This is a genomic window from Psychrobacter sp. 1044, from assembly GCF_904846525.1.
Lineage (GTDB): Bacteria > Pseudomonadota > Gammaproteobacteria > Pseudomonadales > Moraxellaceae > Psychrobacter.
In genome coordinates this window covers 34,130-51,118 of sequence record NZ_CAJHAZ010000003.1, presented here as the reverse complement: position 1 = coordinate 51,118, position 16,989 = coordinate 34,130, and the positions used below count along the sequence as shown (strand labels likewise).

At 41.7% G+C, this 16,989-nt stretch carries 14 protein-coding genes and 2 tRNA genes; 4 read left to right on the top strand and 12 right to left on the bottom strand.

What is annotated here, in order from left to right:
* Nucleotides 1–6: 6 nt before the first annotated feature.
* The 10 genes from JMX82_RS02770 to tpiA all read right to left on the bottom strand — a co-directional run bounded on the left by JMX82_RS02770 (nt 7) and on the right by tpiA (nt 9,873).
* Nucleotides 7–531 carry a type 1 glutamine amidotransferase domain-containing protein gene (locus JMX82_RS02770; RefSeq protein ID WP_201539390.1) on the bottom strand — a complete coding sequence of 175 codons (525 nt, stop codon included), beginning with the start codon at nt 529–531 and terminating at the stop codon, nt 7–9.
* Between the two features lie 376 nt (nt 532–907).
* A complete protein-coding gene (gene truB, locus JMX82_RS02765; protein ID WP_201539389.1) occupies nt 908–1,987 on the bottom strand; it encodes a tRNA pseudouridine(55) synthase TruB in 1,080 nt (359 codons plus the stop codon).
* A gap of 8 nt (nt 1,988–1,995) precedes the next feature.
* The gene (locus JMX82_RS02760; protein ID WP_201539388.1) at nt 1,996–2,400 is read right to left on the bottom strand and encodes a ribosome-binding factor A; all 405 of its coding nucleotides are present in this window, start codon (nt 2,398–2,400) and stop codon (nt 1,996–1,998) included.
* 203 nt (nt 2,401–2,603) lie between these two features.
* Entirely contained in the window at nt 2,604–5,324 is a 2,721-nt protein-coding gene (gene infB / locus JMX82_RS02755) for a translation initiation factor IF-2 (protein ID WP_201539387.1), read from the bottom strand.
* A 151-nt stretch (nt 5,325–5,475) separates the two neighbouring features.
* Nucleotides 5,476–6,960, bottom strand: a complete 1,485-nt coding sequence (gene nusA / locus JMX82_RS02750) for a transcription termination factor NusA (RefSeq protein ID WP_055123697.1) — start codon at nt 6,958–6,960, stop codon at nt 5,476–5,478.
* A 158-nt stretch (nt 6,961–7,118) separates the two neighbouring features.
* Nucleotides 7,119–7,619, bottom strand: coding sequence for a ribosome maturation factor RimP (gene rimP / locus JMX82_RS02745; RefSeq protein ID WP_045454872.1), 501 nt, complete (start codon nt 7,617–7,619; stop codon nt 7,119–7,121).
* A 446-nt stretch (nt 7,620–8,065) separates the two neighbouring features.
* Nucleotides 8,066–8,142: transfer RNA gene (locus JMX82_RS02740), tRNA-Met, on the bottom strand.
* A 125-nt stretch (nt 8,143–8,267) separates the two neighbouring features.
* A tRNA-Leu gene (locus JMX82_RS02735) sits at nt 8,268–8,351 on the bottom strand.
* A gap of 186 nt (nt 8,352–8,537) precedes the next feature.
* Nucleotides 8,538–8,846 carry a preprotein translocase subunit SecG gene (secG, locus tag JMX82_RS02730; RefSeq protein ID WP_025652589.1) on the bottom strand — a complete coding sequence of 103 codons (309 nt, stop codon included), beginning with the start codon at nt 8,844–8,846 and terminating at the stop codon, nt 8,538–8,540.
* Between the two features lie 214 nt (nt 8,847–9,060).
* The gene (gene tpiA / locus JMX82_RS02725) at nt 9,061–9,873 is read right to left on the bottom strand and encodes a triose-phosphate isomerase (RefSeq protein ID WP_201539386.1); all 813 of its coding nucleotides are present in this window, start codon (nt 9,871–9,873) and stop codon (nt 9,061–9,063) included.
* A 628-nt stretch (nt 9,874–10,501) separates the two neighbouring features.
* On the opposite strand from tpiA, the gene pilB reads away from it, so the two are divergent.
* The 4 genes from pilB (at nt 10,502) to coaE (ending at nt 15,567) form a co-directional block, all read left to right on the top strand.
* Entirely contained in the window at nt 10,502–12,211 is a 1,710-nt protein-coding gene (gene pilB, locus JMX82_RS02720) for a type IV-A pilus assembly ATPase PilB (protein ID WP_201539385.1), read from the top strand.
* A 393-nt stretch (nt 12,212–12,604) separates the two neighbouring features.
* A complete protein-coding gene (locus JMX82_RS02715) occupies nt 12,605–13,828 on the top strand; it encodes a type II secretion system F family protein (protein WP_201539384.1) in 1,224 nt (407 codons plus the stop codon).
* Between the two features lie 25 nt (nt 13,829–13,853).
* Complete coding sequence (locus JMX82_RS02710) at nt 13,854–14,756, top strand: prepilin peptidase (RefSeq protein WP_201539383.1); 903 nt, start codon at nt 13,854–13,856, stop codon at nt 14,754–14,756.
* A gap of 124 nt (nt 14,757–14,880) precedes the next feature.
* Nucleotides 14,881–15,567, top strand: coding sequence for a dephospho-CoA kinase (gene coaE, locus JMX82_RS02705; protein ID WP_201539382.1), 687 nt, complete (start codon nt 14,881–14,883; stop codon nt 15,565–15,567).
* On the opposite strand, the gene rlmB is transcribed toward coaE, so the two are convergent.
* Complete coding sequence (rlmB, locus tag JMX82_RS02700) at nt 15,530–16,300, bottom strand: 23S rRNA (guanosine(2251)-2'-O)-methyltransferase RlmB (protein ID WP_198330480.1); 771 nt, start codon at nt 16,298–16,300, stop codon at nt 15,530–15,532. The genes coaE and rlmB overlap by 38 nt on opposite strands.
* 212 nt (nt 16,301–16,512) lie before the next feature.
* Nucleotides 16,513–16,848, bottom strand: a complete 336-nt coding sequence (locus JMX82_RS02695; protein ID WP_198330479.1) for a pyrimidine/purine nucleoside phosphorylase — start codon at nt 16,846–16,848, stop codon at nt 16,513–16,515.
* Nucleotides 16,849–16,989: the final 141 nt, after the last annotated feature.

Genomic DNA, 16,989 nt, shown 5'->3' with positions numbered 1-16,989 from the left:
GAAAAATTAAGATAACGCCTTATCAATAGCATCAACGAAATTGCTGATATCATCTGGATTACGTGAGGTAATCAAATTACCGTCTACCTGTACTGTTTGATCTACAAATTTTGCACCAGCGTTTTCTAAATCTATCTGCAACGTATGATAAGCAGTAAGTGTTTTACCTTTAGCAATACCTGTATTGATAAGTGCCCAAGGAGCATGGCAAATGACAGCTAATGGCTTGCCTGCATCATTGATAGCATTGATAATACTATGAGCCTCTTCATTGCCACGAATCGTATCCGCATTGACAGTACCACCTGGTAGTACCAACGCATCATAATCAGAAACGCTTGCGTCTTTTGCAAAAATATCAGCAATAAAGGTGTCGCCTTTGTCTACATCTTGCTGCATGGCTTGCACTTCTTTTTCTTTATTTGTGGTTATAAGAAGTGTCTTGTAACCTTTATCTTTGAGTTGATTATTAACCTCTTCGTATTCTGCTTGCTCGAAGTTATTGTGTAGTAAAAAAGCAATGGTTTTCATGATATTCCTTTTTTCGTTATGAGTGATTTTCTTTTGGTATTTTTATTATTCATACTTTATTTTTATAAATCGTTATTATTATTGGCTGTATAGTCTTCCTTTGACCCATCTTGTTCCTATTAAATATTCTCTTTCGAACCTAGTTTTTATTTTTGATATATGACTTTTTATCTTATTATTTTTTTATGTTCTTATTCTTAGAGTCTTAGTTCGATTTATTTTTCTATCCAGACTTCCTATCCGGTAGATCTAAAGTACAAAAAAAACAGGTTACACCATAGGTGAAACCTGCAATAAAATGTGAGGATATGTGATTAGTGTAAACTATTAGTAAGCTAAATCGTGTTTAAACGAGGGTTATATAAGAACCGTAACATTAACGCTGGATTAATTTTTTAGGCTGCAATCTACCGTTGAGACTTACGGCACCCAATCCAAGAAACTGACCTTGCTGATTTATCAAACGAATATCAGCTGGAATCTCATGGATCAAGGGTTGTTGGTCATCGTCACTACTAACCATATCACTATCTAGTTGAATATCGTTGTTTTCTGACACAGACGACTGATGACTGATACTAGTTGAAATATAGTCGCGCAGACTGTCTGTCAGTTGCTCAAATACATTCAAACGTTGACCCATGTGTATACGCTCACACTGCTCAACCGTCAATACCATCTCAGCTTCAATATTAATGCAAGCATCTACCGGCATCAATTGCTCTTGCCTGTTATCAAACGCTAATGCTTCTAAGTCTGACAAAGTAATCGCATCATTGATTTTAAAATCACCAACCTGCGTACGGCGTAATGCAGTCAAATGCCCTAATGTACCCATCGCTTTGGCGATGTCTTCACCAAGTACACGCACATAAGTCCCTTTAGTACAGGTCACTGTCAATTGAATTTTCTCATGATCAAGCGCTTTTAAATCAATGGCCTTGATTACAATATCTCTAGGCGCTCGTTCTACTTCAATACCAGCACGAGCATACTCATAGAGTTTTTTGCCATCCTTTTTTAGTGCAGAATACATCGGTGGTATCTGCTGCTGGGCACCTAAAAACTGCTGGGCGACTTTGTCTAAAAGTACATCATCAAATTTTGGAATGGGTGCTTGTGCAACGATTTGACCATCGGCATCACCAGTATCAGTTTGACCACCAAGTAGAATAGTTGCTTGATAAGATTTGTCTGCATCTAGCTGATAATGGCTAAATTTCGTCGCTTCACCCATACAAATCGGCAATAGACCCGTTGCCATTGGATCAAGTGTCCCTGTGTGCCCCGCTTTTTTACTATCATGATTTAGCGATTTAAAAAGATACTTCACCTTCGACACCACTTGCTGAGAAGTCATGCCTTTGGGTTTATCAACTAAAATAACACCCGAGACTTTAATCTTGTTAGGGTGATTACTAGACTTTTTATCCGCTTGCGTAGATGCGATAGACATAACGACTTTTACCCTTCGTTTTCTTGCTCGTCTGACTCATTTTCTTCAGTCTTAATAACTGCTTTACTGATTAAATCCATCATGTAATTACCACGAGCAGTCACTTCGTCATAATGAAAACGCAAGCGTGGTGTGGTACGTGTTTTTAGGCTGTGGCTTAATTCGGTGCGCAAAAAACCCGCCGCTTTATTAAGTACTTTGATGCTTTCTTCATGATTGGTCTTATTCATGGAATCATTAAGCTCAGGCTCCATGATGGTGACATAGACATCAGCATACCCTAGGTCAGGACTAACTTTGACACTAGAAATAGTGACAAAACCAGTTAAACGAGGGTCATTGACTGCATCACGGATGAGAACAGCAAGCTCACGTTGAATTTGGTCGGCTAAGCGTTGTAGACGTTGGTTCATATTGTTACCTTACTTTAATATGGCTTATTTTCACTGATTGATATATTGGCTTATTAACAAATTTTAGGACTAATAGTTGGTAAAAAAGGCCTAGCAGGATGTACCTGTTAGGCCTAAGTACAGCTAGATATTAAGAAGATACTAATCTGCTCAGCTGATTAAGCATATTGCATGATTAGATATCCTGCTATCGAACTGTAACGTTAGATAGTACGTGCAAACTCTTGGATTTCAAAGACTTCGATCTTATCGCCAGCTTCGACATCATAGCCACGAACAGCCATACCACATTCCATACCAGTACGTACTTCATTAACGTCTTCTTTATAGCGACGCAATGATTGCAATTGACCGGTAAAGATAACTTGGTCATCACGCAATACGCGGATAGGTTTGTTGCGATAAATTGTACCTTCAACCACCATACAACCAGCAGCAGCACCGAACTTACTAGAACGGAATACTTCACGAACGTCTGCAACACCAAGGATTTTCTCACGATGTTCTGGCGCAAGCATACCACTCATAGCTGCTTTGACATCATCAATCAAACCATAGATAACGCTGTAATAACGGATATCCATGTTGGCGGCATCCGCTTTGCGACGTGCGGTCGCATCAGCACGAACGTTGAAACCTAACAATACCGCTTCGCTAGATTCTGCAAGTGTCACATCAGATTCAGAGATAGGACCGACGCCTGAGCTGATTACTCTGACTTTAACTTCATCAGTTGATAGCTCATTCAATGCTGAAAGCAGTGCTTCAAGCGAACCACGAACATCGGTTTTCAATACGATATTCAAGAATGACACATCACCTTGTTCCATCTGATCAAACATGCTTTCTAAACGCATGGCATTCTGACGTTCAAGTTGACGCTCACGGTTGCTTCTAAACTCTGCCACTTCACGAGCTTTTTTCTCGTCGGTTAAGACTAAGAACTCGCTGCCAGCTGCTGGCGTTTCAGGTAGGCCTAAAATTTCTACAGGGATAGAAGGACCCGCTGATTGAATACGCTTACCATGTTCATCAGTCATCGCACGAACTTTACCGTAATGCTCGCCTGCCAAGACCAAGTCGCCTTGCTTTAATGTGCCTTTTTTAACTAAGACACTAACAACCGGACCGCGCCCTTTTTCAAGTCTTGATTCAATGACCACACCTTGAGCAGCGCCATCTAACGGTGCTTCTAGCTCCATTAGTTCAGCTTGTAGGCTAATAAGTTCTAACAGCTCATCAATACCATCACCGGTTTTGGCTGAGATGCGAGCCATTGGCGTATCGCCGCCCCACTCTTCTGAAACAACTTCTTTAGCAGTCAATTCATTAAGAACGCGATCTGGATCAGCGCTTGGCTTATCCATTTTATTAATTGCAACGATAATTGGCGTACCAGCAGCACGAGCATGATCAATAGCTTCTGCTGTTTGCGGCATCATACCATCATCAGCGGCAACAACTAACACAACAATATCAGTCGCCTGTGCACCGCGTGAACGCATAGCACTAAAGGCCGCGTGACCTGGAGTATCAAGGAAGGTAATCACACCGCGATCGGTTTTAACGTGATAAGCACCAATATGCTGAGTAATACCACCTGCTTCACCAGTTGCCACTTTTGTTTCACGAATTTTATCAAGTAATGATGTCTTACCGTGATCGACATGACCCATGATCGTGACTACTGGCGGACGAGTTTGAACGTTACTGCTACGCTCATCAACGGCGTCTTGTAGATCGTCTTCAACCTTAGTATCACTAACCAGTACTGGATTGTGACCCATCTCTTCAACGAGCAAACTTGCTGTCGCTTGATCAATCGTATCTGACTCACGAGCCATCTCACCCATTTTCATAAGCAATTTGGTGACTTCGCGCGCTTTAACTGCCATACGTTGAGCAAGATCTGCGACTGTAATTTGTTCACTAATCTCAACATCGTAAACAATTTTTTCAACAGGTTTTTCGAACTTATGCTGTGATGCTTGCGTTGAACGCAAACCGTTTTTACGGTTTTTGATTTCACGCTCATCTTGATTCTTACGACGACCACGGCCACGAGCACTAGTACTACTGGTGCCACGCTTGATTTCACGACGTTCTTTTTCAAATGATTCTTCTAAGGCATCACCAACCAAACCTTCAGCGAGTGGCTCATCTTTACGAACTTCAGAAGCAGGCTGATCTGTATATTTTCCAGCCATTTTACGCATTTGTTCAAGCGTACGTTTCTGTGCTTCTTCAGCTTGAGCACGGCGTGTTTCTGTTTCGATTTCACGTAAACGAGCTTCTTCTTTCTCACGCATTTCGCGCGCTTTACGCTCAACCGCCGTTTCAACTTTCGGTTTCGTCGCTGCAACTTTTTTCTTCGGTTGGTCTTTAGGTTTGACTTCGACAGTGGTTTTGCCACCTTTTTTCACAACCACTGAGGTTGAGATATCGTCGTTTTTATCATCTGACTTTTTGCTAGAGCCTAAGCTTGCACGCATTGCAGCCAAGGTTGCAGCTTGACGTTCTTCAGATTTTTTCTTGGTAGCAGCACGCTCTTCAGCATCTTTAGCAGCACGTTCTTGCGACTCAATCATCGCTTGCTCACGCGCAGCCAACTCTTCAGCCATTTTTTCTGGATCAGGCTTTTCAAATACTTTCTTTTTACGCACTTCCACATTGACGCTCTTAGATTTACCTGAAGAGCCGGTCACGCGCGCAGTGCTAGTTGTCTTAGATTTAAGACTAATACGACGCTTTTCTTGCTGACCATGACTTTGCTTTAAATACGTCACCAACTTCTCTTGCTCAAGCTCAGTGACTAGGTCACCCTCTGCACGAGCAGGCAGTCCAGCATCTACCAATTGCTGTTGTACAGCACTTGCGGTTTTGCCTACCATATCTGCCAGTTCTTTGACGGTCTTATCTGCCATTTATTATCACCTACTGTCTATTATTTGCTATATGTTCAATTCAGTTGTTGGCTACAAATGATTGGGGTAAGGCTGGTATTGGTACTGCTTTGACACCAGCACTTTATTATCGATAGCATATCACTAAAAGACAGCGATATGCAGTTACCGCTTATTCATTGAACCAAGATTCCCGAGCTTTCATGATGAGTTTTCCTGCGGTTTCAGAGTCTAAACCTTCGATATCTTCGAGATCGAAGACTGCTTGTTCTGCCAAATCATCAACGGTAATAATGTCTTTTTGTGCCATTTTATAGGCCCAATTGACTGTCATACCTTCAAGCTCTTGTAGCTCTTGACTTGGCTCTTTCATGTTCTGTTGTTTGACCAGCTCATCAGCGATGACCACTTCTTTTGCACGCTCTTGAATCATCTCAATTGCTTCATCGTCTAGACCTTCAATATCATAAAAGGTTTCAACTGGTACGTAAGCCACTTCTTCAATACTGGTAAAACCAATATCGACAAGTGCTTGTGCTAAGTCTTTATCCACTTCTAAACGTTCATAGAATAATTCGATAAAGGCTTTCGATTCGTTTTGTTGACGCTGCTGATATTCTTCTTCTAGCATCATATTAAGCTTATAGCCCGTTAGCTCAGACGCCAAACGTACGTTTTGACCTTGTGAACCGATCGCACGCGCCAACTGATCATTGGTGCTAAAGATAATATCAGCTGTTTGCGTGTCTTCATCCAAGATGATGCTACTGACGTCAGCTGGCTCTAAAGCACTGATAATGAACTGTGCTGGATCATCTGACCACACCACCACATCAATGCGTTCGCCATCAAGCTCCTGCTGTACGGCTTGGATACGTGTACCACGCATACCAATACAAGCGCCAACTGGATCGATACGATGATCGTTGGTTTTCACAGCTATTTTAGCACGAGTACCCGGCAAGCGCGCGACGTTGCGGATTTCAATAATTTGTTCGGCAATCTCAGGCACTTCTTTTTGCATCAATGCTGAAAGCATTTCAGGATGAGTACGAGACAGTAGCAACTGAGCGCCGCGGTTTTCACGGTTGACATGATACAAAATGGCATTGATACGTGATTTTGCACGTAATTGCTCACGCGGCAGCATCTGATCACGTGACAAATAGCCTTCGGCATTGTCACCTAGATCAATGATATAGCCATCACGAGTCTGCTTCTTGACTTCACCATACATCATCTCGCCAACACGCGGCTCAAAAGCATCTGCTACTAAATTACGCTCAGCTTCACGAATCTTTTGGATGATGACTTGTTTGGCTTGCGTCGCAGCAATACGACCAAACTCAATCGATTCAATCTGTTCTTCTTTGACATCGCCGATTGACCATTCTTCTGGATCAAGATCGCTGATGGCTAGCTGACAAGCAGGCATTTCATGGTCTTCATCTGCAACCACTGTCCAGTAACGATAAGTATCATAATCGCCCGTTGTACGGTCGATAGCAACCCGTACTGCCACTTCTGGCTGTTCGGTGTATACTTTTTTCTTAGTCGATACCACCAAAGCATCTTCTATCGCTTCAAAGATATCTTCAGGATTTAAGCCCTTTTCATTACTGACAGTTTCTACTACCGTTAAGATTTCACGACTCATGCTATACCTGTCCTATCATTTTTAATTGACTTAAATTTTATAATTTATGTATTGCTATTATATTTTCACCGTAAGCTATATAAGCTGTTTGGATATTAAAATGCTGATGAATGATTTGTTACTTCAAGTTTTCAAATCAAACCAAGCTGTACAAAAGCTTAGGCATCTTCATAAATCAAATTGGCTTTATCAATATTACTCAGCGCAATCTCAAACTGCTGACCATCGCTTGATGTCAGATTTAAGACATTTGCATCGATACTATCTAAAGTACCTGTCGCTTTGCGACGTTTTTGATCACCTTCACCAATCGCTTGTATTAGACGCAAGCTGACAGTTTGACCAACATAGGCATGCATCTGCTCATCGGAAAAGAATGCACGGTCGAAACCTGGTGAAGAAACTTCTAAGATAAACTCACCAGCAATCGGATCATGAACCTCAAGAATACCGCTCACTTGATGGTTCACTGCTGCACAGTTTTCAATGGTTACTTGTTTATTTTGGGCCTGCTCTTCTGGCAATGCCTCAATATAAATGCGTAATAAAGAGCGATTGCCTTGCGGTGCAAACTCGATACCCCATAATGCCACATCGCAAGCCGCGACGGCAGGAGCAATAATATTGGTCAGTTCTGTAACTTTGGTTGAAAGCTTCATAATCTATTTATCTTTTCCTATTCACGTATCTATCGTACTTAGTAAACCGCGTAATTGTCGCTCACTCATGAAATTTATTTATTAGTAAGAGACACAGTCATTATATTATCTTAAATCACAAACATATTATTTTATATGATATGCGCTTATATAGGGATGAGCACAAAAAACATCAAGCTCAGCCAGACAATGCTTTTATTATTCACAAAGCAGTACTATCGATAAAGGAGTGAGGAATAAAGGATAGTGTGCTTAAGAAGCAGCGCGCCGATAGCGGCAGGTGACAACCAATAACGAATAATATCGCACTCTATAGAACTAGAGCTTAGCATAAGTAGGATAGATACCGCGATACCACTGACCGTCAGATACAAAAAAACCCACAAACATAATGGTGGGCTAATCGTTACTGACAAATTTAGTGTACAAAACATCAGTATAAAAAGTGGTAGCGGGGGCTGGATTTGAACCAACGACCTTCGGGTTATGAGCCCGACGAGCTACCAGACTGCTCCACCCCGCATCAATCTATGGTGCGTATTATAGGAGGGTTTTATATAAGTGTCAATCTTTATTTTAAATAAATTAAACTAAATTTCTTACCTATATTACTAACGCCGCACTTAATACGTTACAACTTTAAAAACTTGGTGCGATTGGGGGGACTTGAACCCCCACAGCTTGCGCCACCACCCCCTCAAGATGGCGTGTCTACCATTCCACCACAATCGCATTTTTCACTGCTCTATTATTACTATCTAATCTATCATAATAGATGCTTAAGGTAGGCATCGATAGAATCAGACTGCTAAAACAGAAAAGCATTGTAAATCTAACGTCTCAAAATAGCAAGAGCTGCCTCAATTAAAAGGCAATGACTAAAGACAGCTATTAAAGGCAAGTGTCTTTAAAATACAGTTATTGAGGATTCTGTGTCAATGGACGCGGCGTTTGTGGTGCTGACACAGGTGCATCTAAACGGAACTGATCTTCAGCCTGTTTGCGCGCGTGAACGGCTAGCGTCATACTGGTGATAAAGAATATCACTGTTAAGACTGCTGTCGCACGCGTTAAAAAGTTCGCTGTTCCTGCCGCACCAAAGACCGTACCTGACGAGCCAGCGCCAAAAGAAGCTCCAGCGTCTGCCCCTTTACCATGCTGTATCAAAATCAAGCCGATCATGGCAATCGCCACGATAATATGCAGGGCTAATATAAACGTAAACATGGTGGCCTCTTTTGCCGCGTAATGACGACTGATAACGGAAAATAAATCTTACGGTTAATAGGAATAGCAATTGACGGGTAATGCTGCCAAATCGATTATATAAATAAGGCGCATTGTACACGATTGCAAGGGCACTGTTAAACCTACTTTTGCCAACTGATAAAGACATTTTATAATCGAGACCGCTATGAAATGCACGTTTTATCTCTATTAACTAGTCTTTAGCTCGACTAAAGGCATTGGCAATTGCCAAAAAACTCTCTACCTTTAATGATGCGCCGCCAACCAATGCCCCATCAATCATAGGATCTGCGGCAAAGCTATCAGCATTGTCCGCATTGACACTACCACCATATAGCACACTCATTACCTTTAGTGATTCTGCAAAGCCTGTGATGGTTTGCTTAATATGCTGATGCGTTTGACTGACTTCGCTCACGGTTGGGACTTTGCCAGTACCAATCGCCCATACTGGTTCATAAGCAATGATCAGTCGATCAGATAGTGATGACATGAGATCAGGTTGGGTAGTAATCACTTCTTTTATTACTGATAACTGAGTGTCAATTACGTCAAGGGTTTGCTTATCATCATATTGAGCCTGAGTTTCACCAATACAAAATACCACGCCCAAACCTTGGGTGAGTGCGTGAGTCACTTTTTGCAATAACGTATCGTGAGACTCGCTATGATACTGGCGACGCTCAGAATGACCCAGTATCGTCCAAGTTGCCCCAGCGTCTGCTATTTGCTGTGCTGAGCAATCGCCCGTATAAGCGCCAACGCTAGCACTATGCGCACTGACGTCTTGCGCTGCACTCAATATCGAACTACCGACTAAACGCGCACTGACAGCTGCCAGATGAATACAGCTTGGTGCCACCATCAACTGACAGCGACTATTTGACCGTTCTGTGGCGGCTTGCTCTTTAGCATCAATCGTAGTCAACAAATTATTCAACAATAAATCGACGTCGTGACTCGTTGCTGGATTTTGTTTCCAATTACCAATTACCCAAGCTTGCATACTCATCTACCTTGTTTCATCTATTCTTGCCAATTTGGCTAATATGCGCGCCAGTATAACAAATAATTCCCAAGTGCTATAGTATGCTGCCGCCAGCAGAAAAACAGACAGTCAATGCAAATATTTACTAGGGCATGTCCTCACTCTAAAAAATAATGATAAAAATGAGATAAATTACTGTCAAACAAGGAAAGCAGCACAAATATTATCGAGATATTGATAGGCTATTAAACGATGTTTGGCAGAATTTAGCCTATTTAGAAAATAGTCTATTGAATTGAAGACACGCCCTAGACATTGTCTCAAGCTATGATTTTTTGGGTCAAGCACTCAATCGTCCATATAAAATCTTTAAACTAAAGTAATGTTTTATAGTATTGTGTCTATATATAACAGAACATTATCAATAATCTAATGACCAAGCTACTGATAACCTACACTATTAAAACGCTTTCTCTGCTAAGTCTCTTGCAAGAGCATCTCTGCATTGACTGTTATTAATGATAGCCTAAAGGCTAACAATGACTTATAGCAGGTATCTGTTAAAATTTATAATAGTAAATGGCTCTCAGAAGTATATGGATTTCAGACAAATATATAGCATATTGGGTATTAAGGAGAAGTCGTAATGTCTATCACCACGAGCAAATATGGTGGTTTAGCGCACCAGCTAATCAGCGAAGGTATCGTCAGCGAAGCGAATATGAAAATTGCGCAGACCGAATCGCAACAGCAACAAGTAGGACTAGTGCCCTACCTAGTCGACAATAAATTGGCAGATGCTTATCATCTTGCGCAGATGTTGTCACAAGCTTTTGGTGATCCTCTTTTCGATCTTGATGCTTTACATGTTGATGTCATTCCAAAAGACTTAGTAGATGAAAAAATCGTTCGTAAATTTAATGCGTTGCCACTATTCAAACGAGGACAGCGTTTATTCGTAGCATTGAGTGATCCAACTCGTGTGGATGCAATCGACGCTATTGCTTTTAATTCACGGCTGTCTATTGAAACTATTGTCGTCGAAGAAGATAAGTTAAAAAAGCGTATTGAGAGTCTTTACGCTGATACCATGCAAAATTTTGATAGCTTCTCTGATAGCGATTTAAATATTGGCTTTGATGAAGGTGAAGAAGAGGAAAGCGAGACCAAGCTTAGTGATAGCGTCGAGGAAGCACCTGTTGTAAAATTTGTTAATAAAATGCTGGTTGATGCCATTCGTATGGGCGCCTCTGATTTGCACTTTGAACCCTACGAAAAAACCTATCGCGTTCGCTTTCGTGTCGATGGGGTGATGCAAAAAATGGCCAATCCACCTGTACAACTGGCTGGGAAAATCGCAGCTCGTTTAAAAGTCATGTCGCAGATGGATATTTCAGAGCGCCGTGTGCCACAAGATGGACGTATCAAGCTCAAGATATCTAAAGATAAAGCCATCGACTTTCGAGTAAGCTGTCTGCCTACCCTATTTGGCGAAAAACTTGTACTTCGTATTTTGGACCCCTCTTCAGCGATGTTGGGTATTGAAGCGCTCGGCTATGAACCTGATCAGAAAGATATGTTTTTAGAGGCACTGCATAAACCGCAAGGTATGTTGCTTATCACGGGACCAACTGGTTCTGGTAAGACCGTGTCGCTTTATACTGGTATTAATATTTTAAATACTGGCGCGACCAACATATCCACTGCTGAAGATCCAGTGGAGATTAACTTGGAGGGGATCAATCAAGTCAACGTCAATCCAAAAGTGGGTCTAACTTTCGCAAATGCCCTCAAATCTTTTTTACGCCAAGATCCTGATATTGTCATGGTCGGTGAGATTCGTGACCTTGAGACTGCTGAAATTGCAATTAAAGCAGCGCAAACAGGGCACATGGTGCTCTCAACCCTACATACCAACTCAGCACCTGAAACACTGACGCGGCTGCGGAACATGGGTGTGGCCTCCTTTAATATCGCGACTTCAGTGAACTTGGTTATCGCCCAGCGCCTAGCACGACGTTTGTGTAAAAACTGCAAAAAACCTATTAACATCCCTAAGCAAAGTCTGCTTGAGCTCGGCTTTACAGACGCTGATTTGGACAATCCAGACAATATCATTCACGAGCCAGTAGGCTGTAATGAATGCCGTGAAGGTTATAAAGGACGAGTCGGTATCTACGAAGTCATGAAAGTCAGCCCTGATATCTCACGTATCATTATGGAAGATGGTAACGCGATAGATATCAAAGACGCTGCACTTAAAAATGGCTTCCGAGACCTGCGTCGCTCTGGGATTTTAAAAGTCTTACAAGGCGTAACCAGTATTCAAGAAATGATGCGCGTTACTTCTGAGTAAGAATACTGGCTATTCGCATGTTGCATACGCACAAAAAAACAGACACTGCTGATCACTAAAGAGGAACGTTTGAAGTGACTGAACCAACTACTTTTTAATCTTGAGTTGTCGAAAAAACAGCTTTTAGTAATGTACTGATAAACGGGTATTTGGAAATTTAAAACTGTCCTTATATGAGTAATGCCATTATTTATATGAGGACTGATATAATGTGCGTTAATCGTACGGAATTTTATAAATTAGCAATAATCCCTACCAGATATACTTAAATATAAAACAGAGTTATACTGGTTTTTTACGTTAAAATAAAGTATGCCTCTTTTATGTAATGAGTCAGGCATCGTTGTACATCTTTGCAATATCTATATTAGACAATATTTTGAGGGTAGTAACATGGCAAAAGCGAAGACCGACATGCTGTTAGACTTTGTCTATGATGGGGTGAATCGACGCGGACAAAAAGTGAAGGGAGAGACCACCAGCCGTAGTTTAGAGTTAGCAAAAGCCACTTTACGCAAACAAGGTATCAGCGTCAAAGGTATCAAGAAAAAACCGAAGCCGCTTTACACTTTCAAGAAATCCATCAAACCTATCGATATTGCTATTTTTGCCCGTCAATTGGCTACTATGATGAAAGCAGGCGTGCCATTGACCCAATCCTTTGAGATTGTTGCTGACTCACTTGATAATCCCAGTATGAAAGACTTGGTATTACAAATAAAATCGGACATTGAAGCGGGTGGGACTTTTGCTTCTGCATTGCGTAAGCATCCTCGTTATTTTGATGATCTGTTTTGTTCACTCGTCGATTCTGGTGAGCAGTCAGGTGCACTGGAAACCATGCTTGAACGCGTTGCTACCTATAAAGAAAAAAGTGAATTACTTAAATCTAAAATTAAAAAAGCAGTAAAATACCCTATTGCAGTCATCGTAGTCGCTATCATTGTCACCATGATTCTATTGATAAAAGTAGTTCCAGTTTTCTCAGATTTATTCGAATCTTTTGGTGCAGAGCTGCCTGCTTTTACCCAAATGGTTGTCAATATGTCTGAGTGGATGCAGGCGTGGTGGTTTATTTTAATCATCATTATCGGCGGTACTATCGTTGGCTTTTCAGAGACGAAAAAACGCTCTAAGAAATTCCGTGACTTTTTAGACCGTGCGGTTTTAAAGGTTCCAGTATTTGGCAATATCGCTTATCAAGCGATTATTGCGCGTTTTGCTCGTACACTATCGACGACCTTTGCTGCAGGCGTGCCGCTTATTGATGCCCTCGATTCTACAGCGGGTGCAACCAATAATGTTGTATTTTATAATGCCACTCAGCAAATCAAAAATGATGTTTCTACTGGTCAACAGCTACAGTTTTCAATACGTTCTACTAATTTATTTCCAAGTATGGCTATTCAAATGGTTGGTATTGGTGAAGAATCCGGTAGTTTGGAAGAGATGTTAGATAAAGTTGCTGTCTATTATGAAAATGAAGTGGATAACGCCGTTGATGGTCTAACTAGCTTGATGGAGCCTATGATTATGGCGGTGCTCGGTGTATTAGTAGGTGGCTTGGTGATTGCCATGTATTTACCGATTTTCCAGATGGGCTCAGTAGTAGGCTAAAAGCTATTTAAAGGACAGCTTGTTCATGCAATTTATAGAGTTATTACAAGACAATATGCCTATCGCTTTAGGCATATTCGGCCTATTAGGTCTTTGCGTTGGCAGTTTTTTAAATGTGGTGATTCACCGTATTCCGCTGATGATGGTTTATAGCTGGCGACAAGAGTGCAGCCAGTTTATGTCAGAACAAGCAGACATGCCTCGCGAACACACTCTGCCCCTAACAAATATCGTAGCAGCTGACCAGCCGATTACTTTGAGTCGACCAGCCTCACGCTGCCCTCATTGCGCCCACAAAATAAAATGGTACGAAAACATACCGTTAATTAGCTGGTTAATATTACGTGGCCGTTGCTCAGAATGTAAAACTGCGATTGGACTGCGTTATCCACTGGTTGAGCTAGCAACAGCCCTACTATCAATGTTAGTAATTTATCAGTTTGGCGTAACTGCAGCTGGCTTGTCAGCCCTGATTTTGGTATGGACGCTGGTTGCATTAACTGGTATTGATTTTGATACCCAATTACTGCCTGATCGCTTGACCTTTCCATTAGCAGGTTTAGGATTAGCAGTGAATTCACAAGGCTGGTTTGTCTCACCTACCCAGTCAATTTGGGGCTTATTGCTAGGATTTTTGTCATTGTGGATAGTGGTTAAGATATTTTATCTAATCACTAAAAAGCATGGTATGGGGCAGGGAGATTTCAAATTATTGGCAGTATTAGGTGCTTGGCTTGGGCCCATGATGTTGCCATTGATTATTTTATTGTCTTCTCTATTAGGCTCAATTGTTGGGATTATTTTGATGAAGAAGCAGGGTGAAAGCAAGCCGTTTGCCTTTGGTCCTTATATCGCTATCGCTGGTATTGTTGCTTTATTATATGGCTCAGATATCGTCAACTGGTATCTCGGCATGTATACTTACTAAATTGTCCTAGAAAGTATTTCGGTCACTCCTTTTTAAACAGACACCAAATCTTAAAATAGGCACCAAAATACTTTCTTAGCTTATAACCATCACTGTCATTATATCGAGCAGATAAGTCATTATTATGTCAAAACGATCATTTTCACCTTATTCTCATAAGCCCCAGACCCCGCAAAAGAAAAGCAAAACTTTAGTAGTTGGCTTAACGGGTGGTATCGGTAGTGGTAAGTCCGCTGCGAGTGCTTGGTTCGCTGAGCAAGGCATTGATATTATCGATGCGGATGTGATTGCCCATGAAGTCGTCGCTAAAGGTAGCAACACTCTGCACAAAATCCAGAAAAAATTTGGTGATTGGGTGTTGAATAGTGATGGATCAATGGATCGAGTGGCAGTAAGAACGCACGTCTTTTCACATCCTGAGGCATTGATTGAGTTAGAAGCAATCACTCACCCAGCGATACGCGAAGCAGCAAAAGCACAGTTGGCAACCAGTACTTCGCCTTACGTGATATTGTCAGCGCCTCTACTTATTGAAGCAGCAGAAGCAGGACTTGCCAATTTATGCCAACGTATCTTAGTAATGGATGCCACCGAGGATACGCAGATTGCGCGTGCCAGTCAGCGCGACGAACAAAGTATACAAAAAATCAAAGCCATCATGGTGAATCAGCTGAGCCGCGAAGAGCGTAATCGTCATGCAGATGATGTGGTGCTCAACGAAAGTGATCTTGCGGCTCTGTATGTGCAACTAGCGCCATTACACCAAGAATATCTTAAGCTTGCCCAACAGCTAAAGTACGCTGTCGATTGACTTCATATAGCGCCATACCAGTGGCAACACTCACATTTAGACTTTGAAGGTTGCCATGCTCATTTCCTGACATCGGAATATACACCAGCTCATCACAGCTCTCCATAGTCAGGCGACGCATCCCCTCACCTTCTGAACCCATGATAATGGCTGTTTTGCCAGTCAGATCAGCAGCATGAATGGGTTTGGCATCCGCATTAAGCGCTGTACCAAACACAAATACCCCAGCATTTTTGATTTGCGTGAGCGTACGTGCCAGATTGGTAACACTAATAATCGGCATCATCTCTGCTGCACCGACTGATACTTTAGCCACTGTTGGTGTCAGACTTGCCGCATGATGTTTCGGACAAACCACGGCATCCACACCCATCGCCACTGCGGTACGCAAGCAAGCACCAAAGTTATGTGCATCCGTAATTTGATCTAAGACCAATAATAAGCATTGGTCACGCCCAGCAAGGGTAGCAAGCAAGCCTTCATCAGCAAATCCTAAAGGACGCGCATTCAGCACCACACCTTGGTGCTGCGGGCTGCCACACAATTGCGTGAGTTTGTCTTTTTGCGTGGGTTGGATACTGATACCATTGTCACGTGCTTGCGCCATAATCGCTTGTACATGGCTATCAGTCTCACGACCTTGCTGCACAAACAAGCTTAGCCCATCTAAAGGACGATATTCGAGTAAGGCATCAATCGCATGAATGCCATAAAAATAGGTAGGTTTTGCCATAATAGGCCTATTGATTATAAAGTGGGTATCGCGCTATATGATAAAAACTAGGCGATAAAAAGAGATGACAGTAATTGTATCAATAAATGGATATCTGCATATAAATAATATCAGCAGAAAAAGAAAAACCTTACCAATCCGATAAGGTTTTTCTTTTTTTGAGTAAAAGGCTTTTTGCTGTCATCAATCACTTAATAACAGCTTTAGCAAACTTACCCTTCTAAGTGGCAAATATATTGAACAATTTCTTCTGTCCGCAGATTAAAACCACTATTACCTTCAACCACGAATGATTGACCAGCGCGGTAATAGCTGAATTCTTCGTCACCATTAATTTTGACCTCACACTCACCGCCCGTGATCTCGATACGCTCGGAGGTATTGGTGCTAAAATGATAATGCTCAACCAAATTATCACAAGGCAAGATAACGCCCAATGTTTTATGTCGACCATCTTCGAACATAATAGTGTGGCTTGAACAACGACCATCATAAGATATCGTAGCTTGAGCATTGACTGTTACATTAGTAAATTGCGCCGCTGTCATAGTGGCTTCCTTATCAAATAATCATTACGAAACTAAAAAATAAGTAATTGGTTAGAGTACCGCCAGAGTTGCATCGTTAACCGACACCTCTGTACTACGTACTGTATCCTTCTATACTAGATATCTGTGCGCTAGAGCTAG

Bases quoted from the DNA above. Each gene is read 5' to 3' on its own strand.
- rlmB (WP_198330480.1), bottom strand. From the start codon at position 16,300: ATGGCAAAACCTACCTATTTTTATGGCATTCATGCGATTGATGCCTTA.
- pilB (WP_201539385.1), top strand. From the start codon at position 10,502: ATGTCTATCACCACGAGCAAATATGGTGGTTTAGCGCACCAGCTAATC.
- JMX82_RS02695 (WP_198330479.1), bottom strand. From the start codon at position 16,848: ATGACAGCGGCGCAATTTACTAATGTAACAGTCAATGCTCAAGCTACG.
- truB (WP_201539389.1), bottom strand. From the start codon at position 1,987: ATGTCTATCGCATCTACGCAAGCGGATAAAAAGTCTAGTAATCACCCT.
- secG (WP_025652589.1), bottom strand. From the start codon at position 8,846: ATGTTTACGTTTATATTAGCCCTGCATATTATCGTGGCGATTGCCATG.
- JMX82_RS02715 (WP_201539384.1), top strand. From the start codon at position 12,605: ATGGCAAAAGCGAAGACCGACATGCTGTTAGACTTTGTCTATGATGGG.
- JMX82_RS02760 (WP_201539388.1), bottom strand. From the start codon at position 2,400: ATGAACCAACGTCTACAACGCTTAGCCGACCAAATTCAACGTGAGCTT.
- JMX82_RS02770 (WP_201539390.1), bottom strand. From the start codon at position 531: ATGAAAACCATTGCTTTTTTACTACACAATAACTTCGAGCAAGCAGAA.
- rimP (WP_045454872.1), bottom strand. From the start codon at position 7,619: ATGAAGCTTTCAACCAAAGTTACAGAACTGACCAATATTATTGCTCCT.
- JMX82_RS02710 (WP_201539383.1), top strand. From the start codon at position 13,854: ATGCAATTTATAGAGTTATTACAAGACAATATGCCTATCGCTTTAGGC.
- infB (WP_201539387.1), bottom strand. From the start codon at position 5,324: ATGGCAGATAAGACCGTCAAAGAACTGGCAGATATGGTAGGCAAAACC.
- nusA (WP_055123697.1), bottom strand. From the start codon at position 6,960: ATGAGTCGTGAAATCTTAACGGTAGTAGAAACTGTCAGTAATGAAAAG.
- coaE (WP_201539382.1), top strand. From the start codon at position 14,881: ATGTCAAAACGATCATTTTCACCTTATTCTCATAAGCCCCAGACCCCG.
- tpiA (WP_201539386.1), bottom strand. From the start codon at position 9,873: ATGCAAGCTTGGGTAATTGGTAATTGGAAACAAAATCCAGCAACGAGT.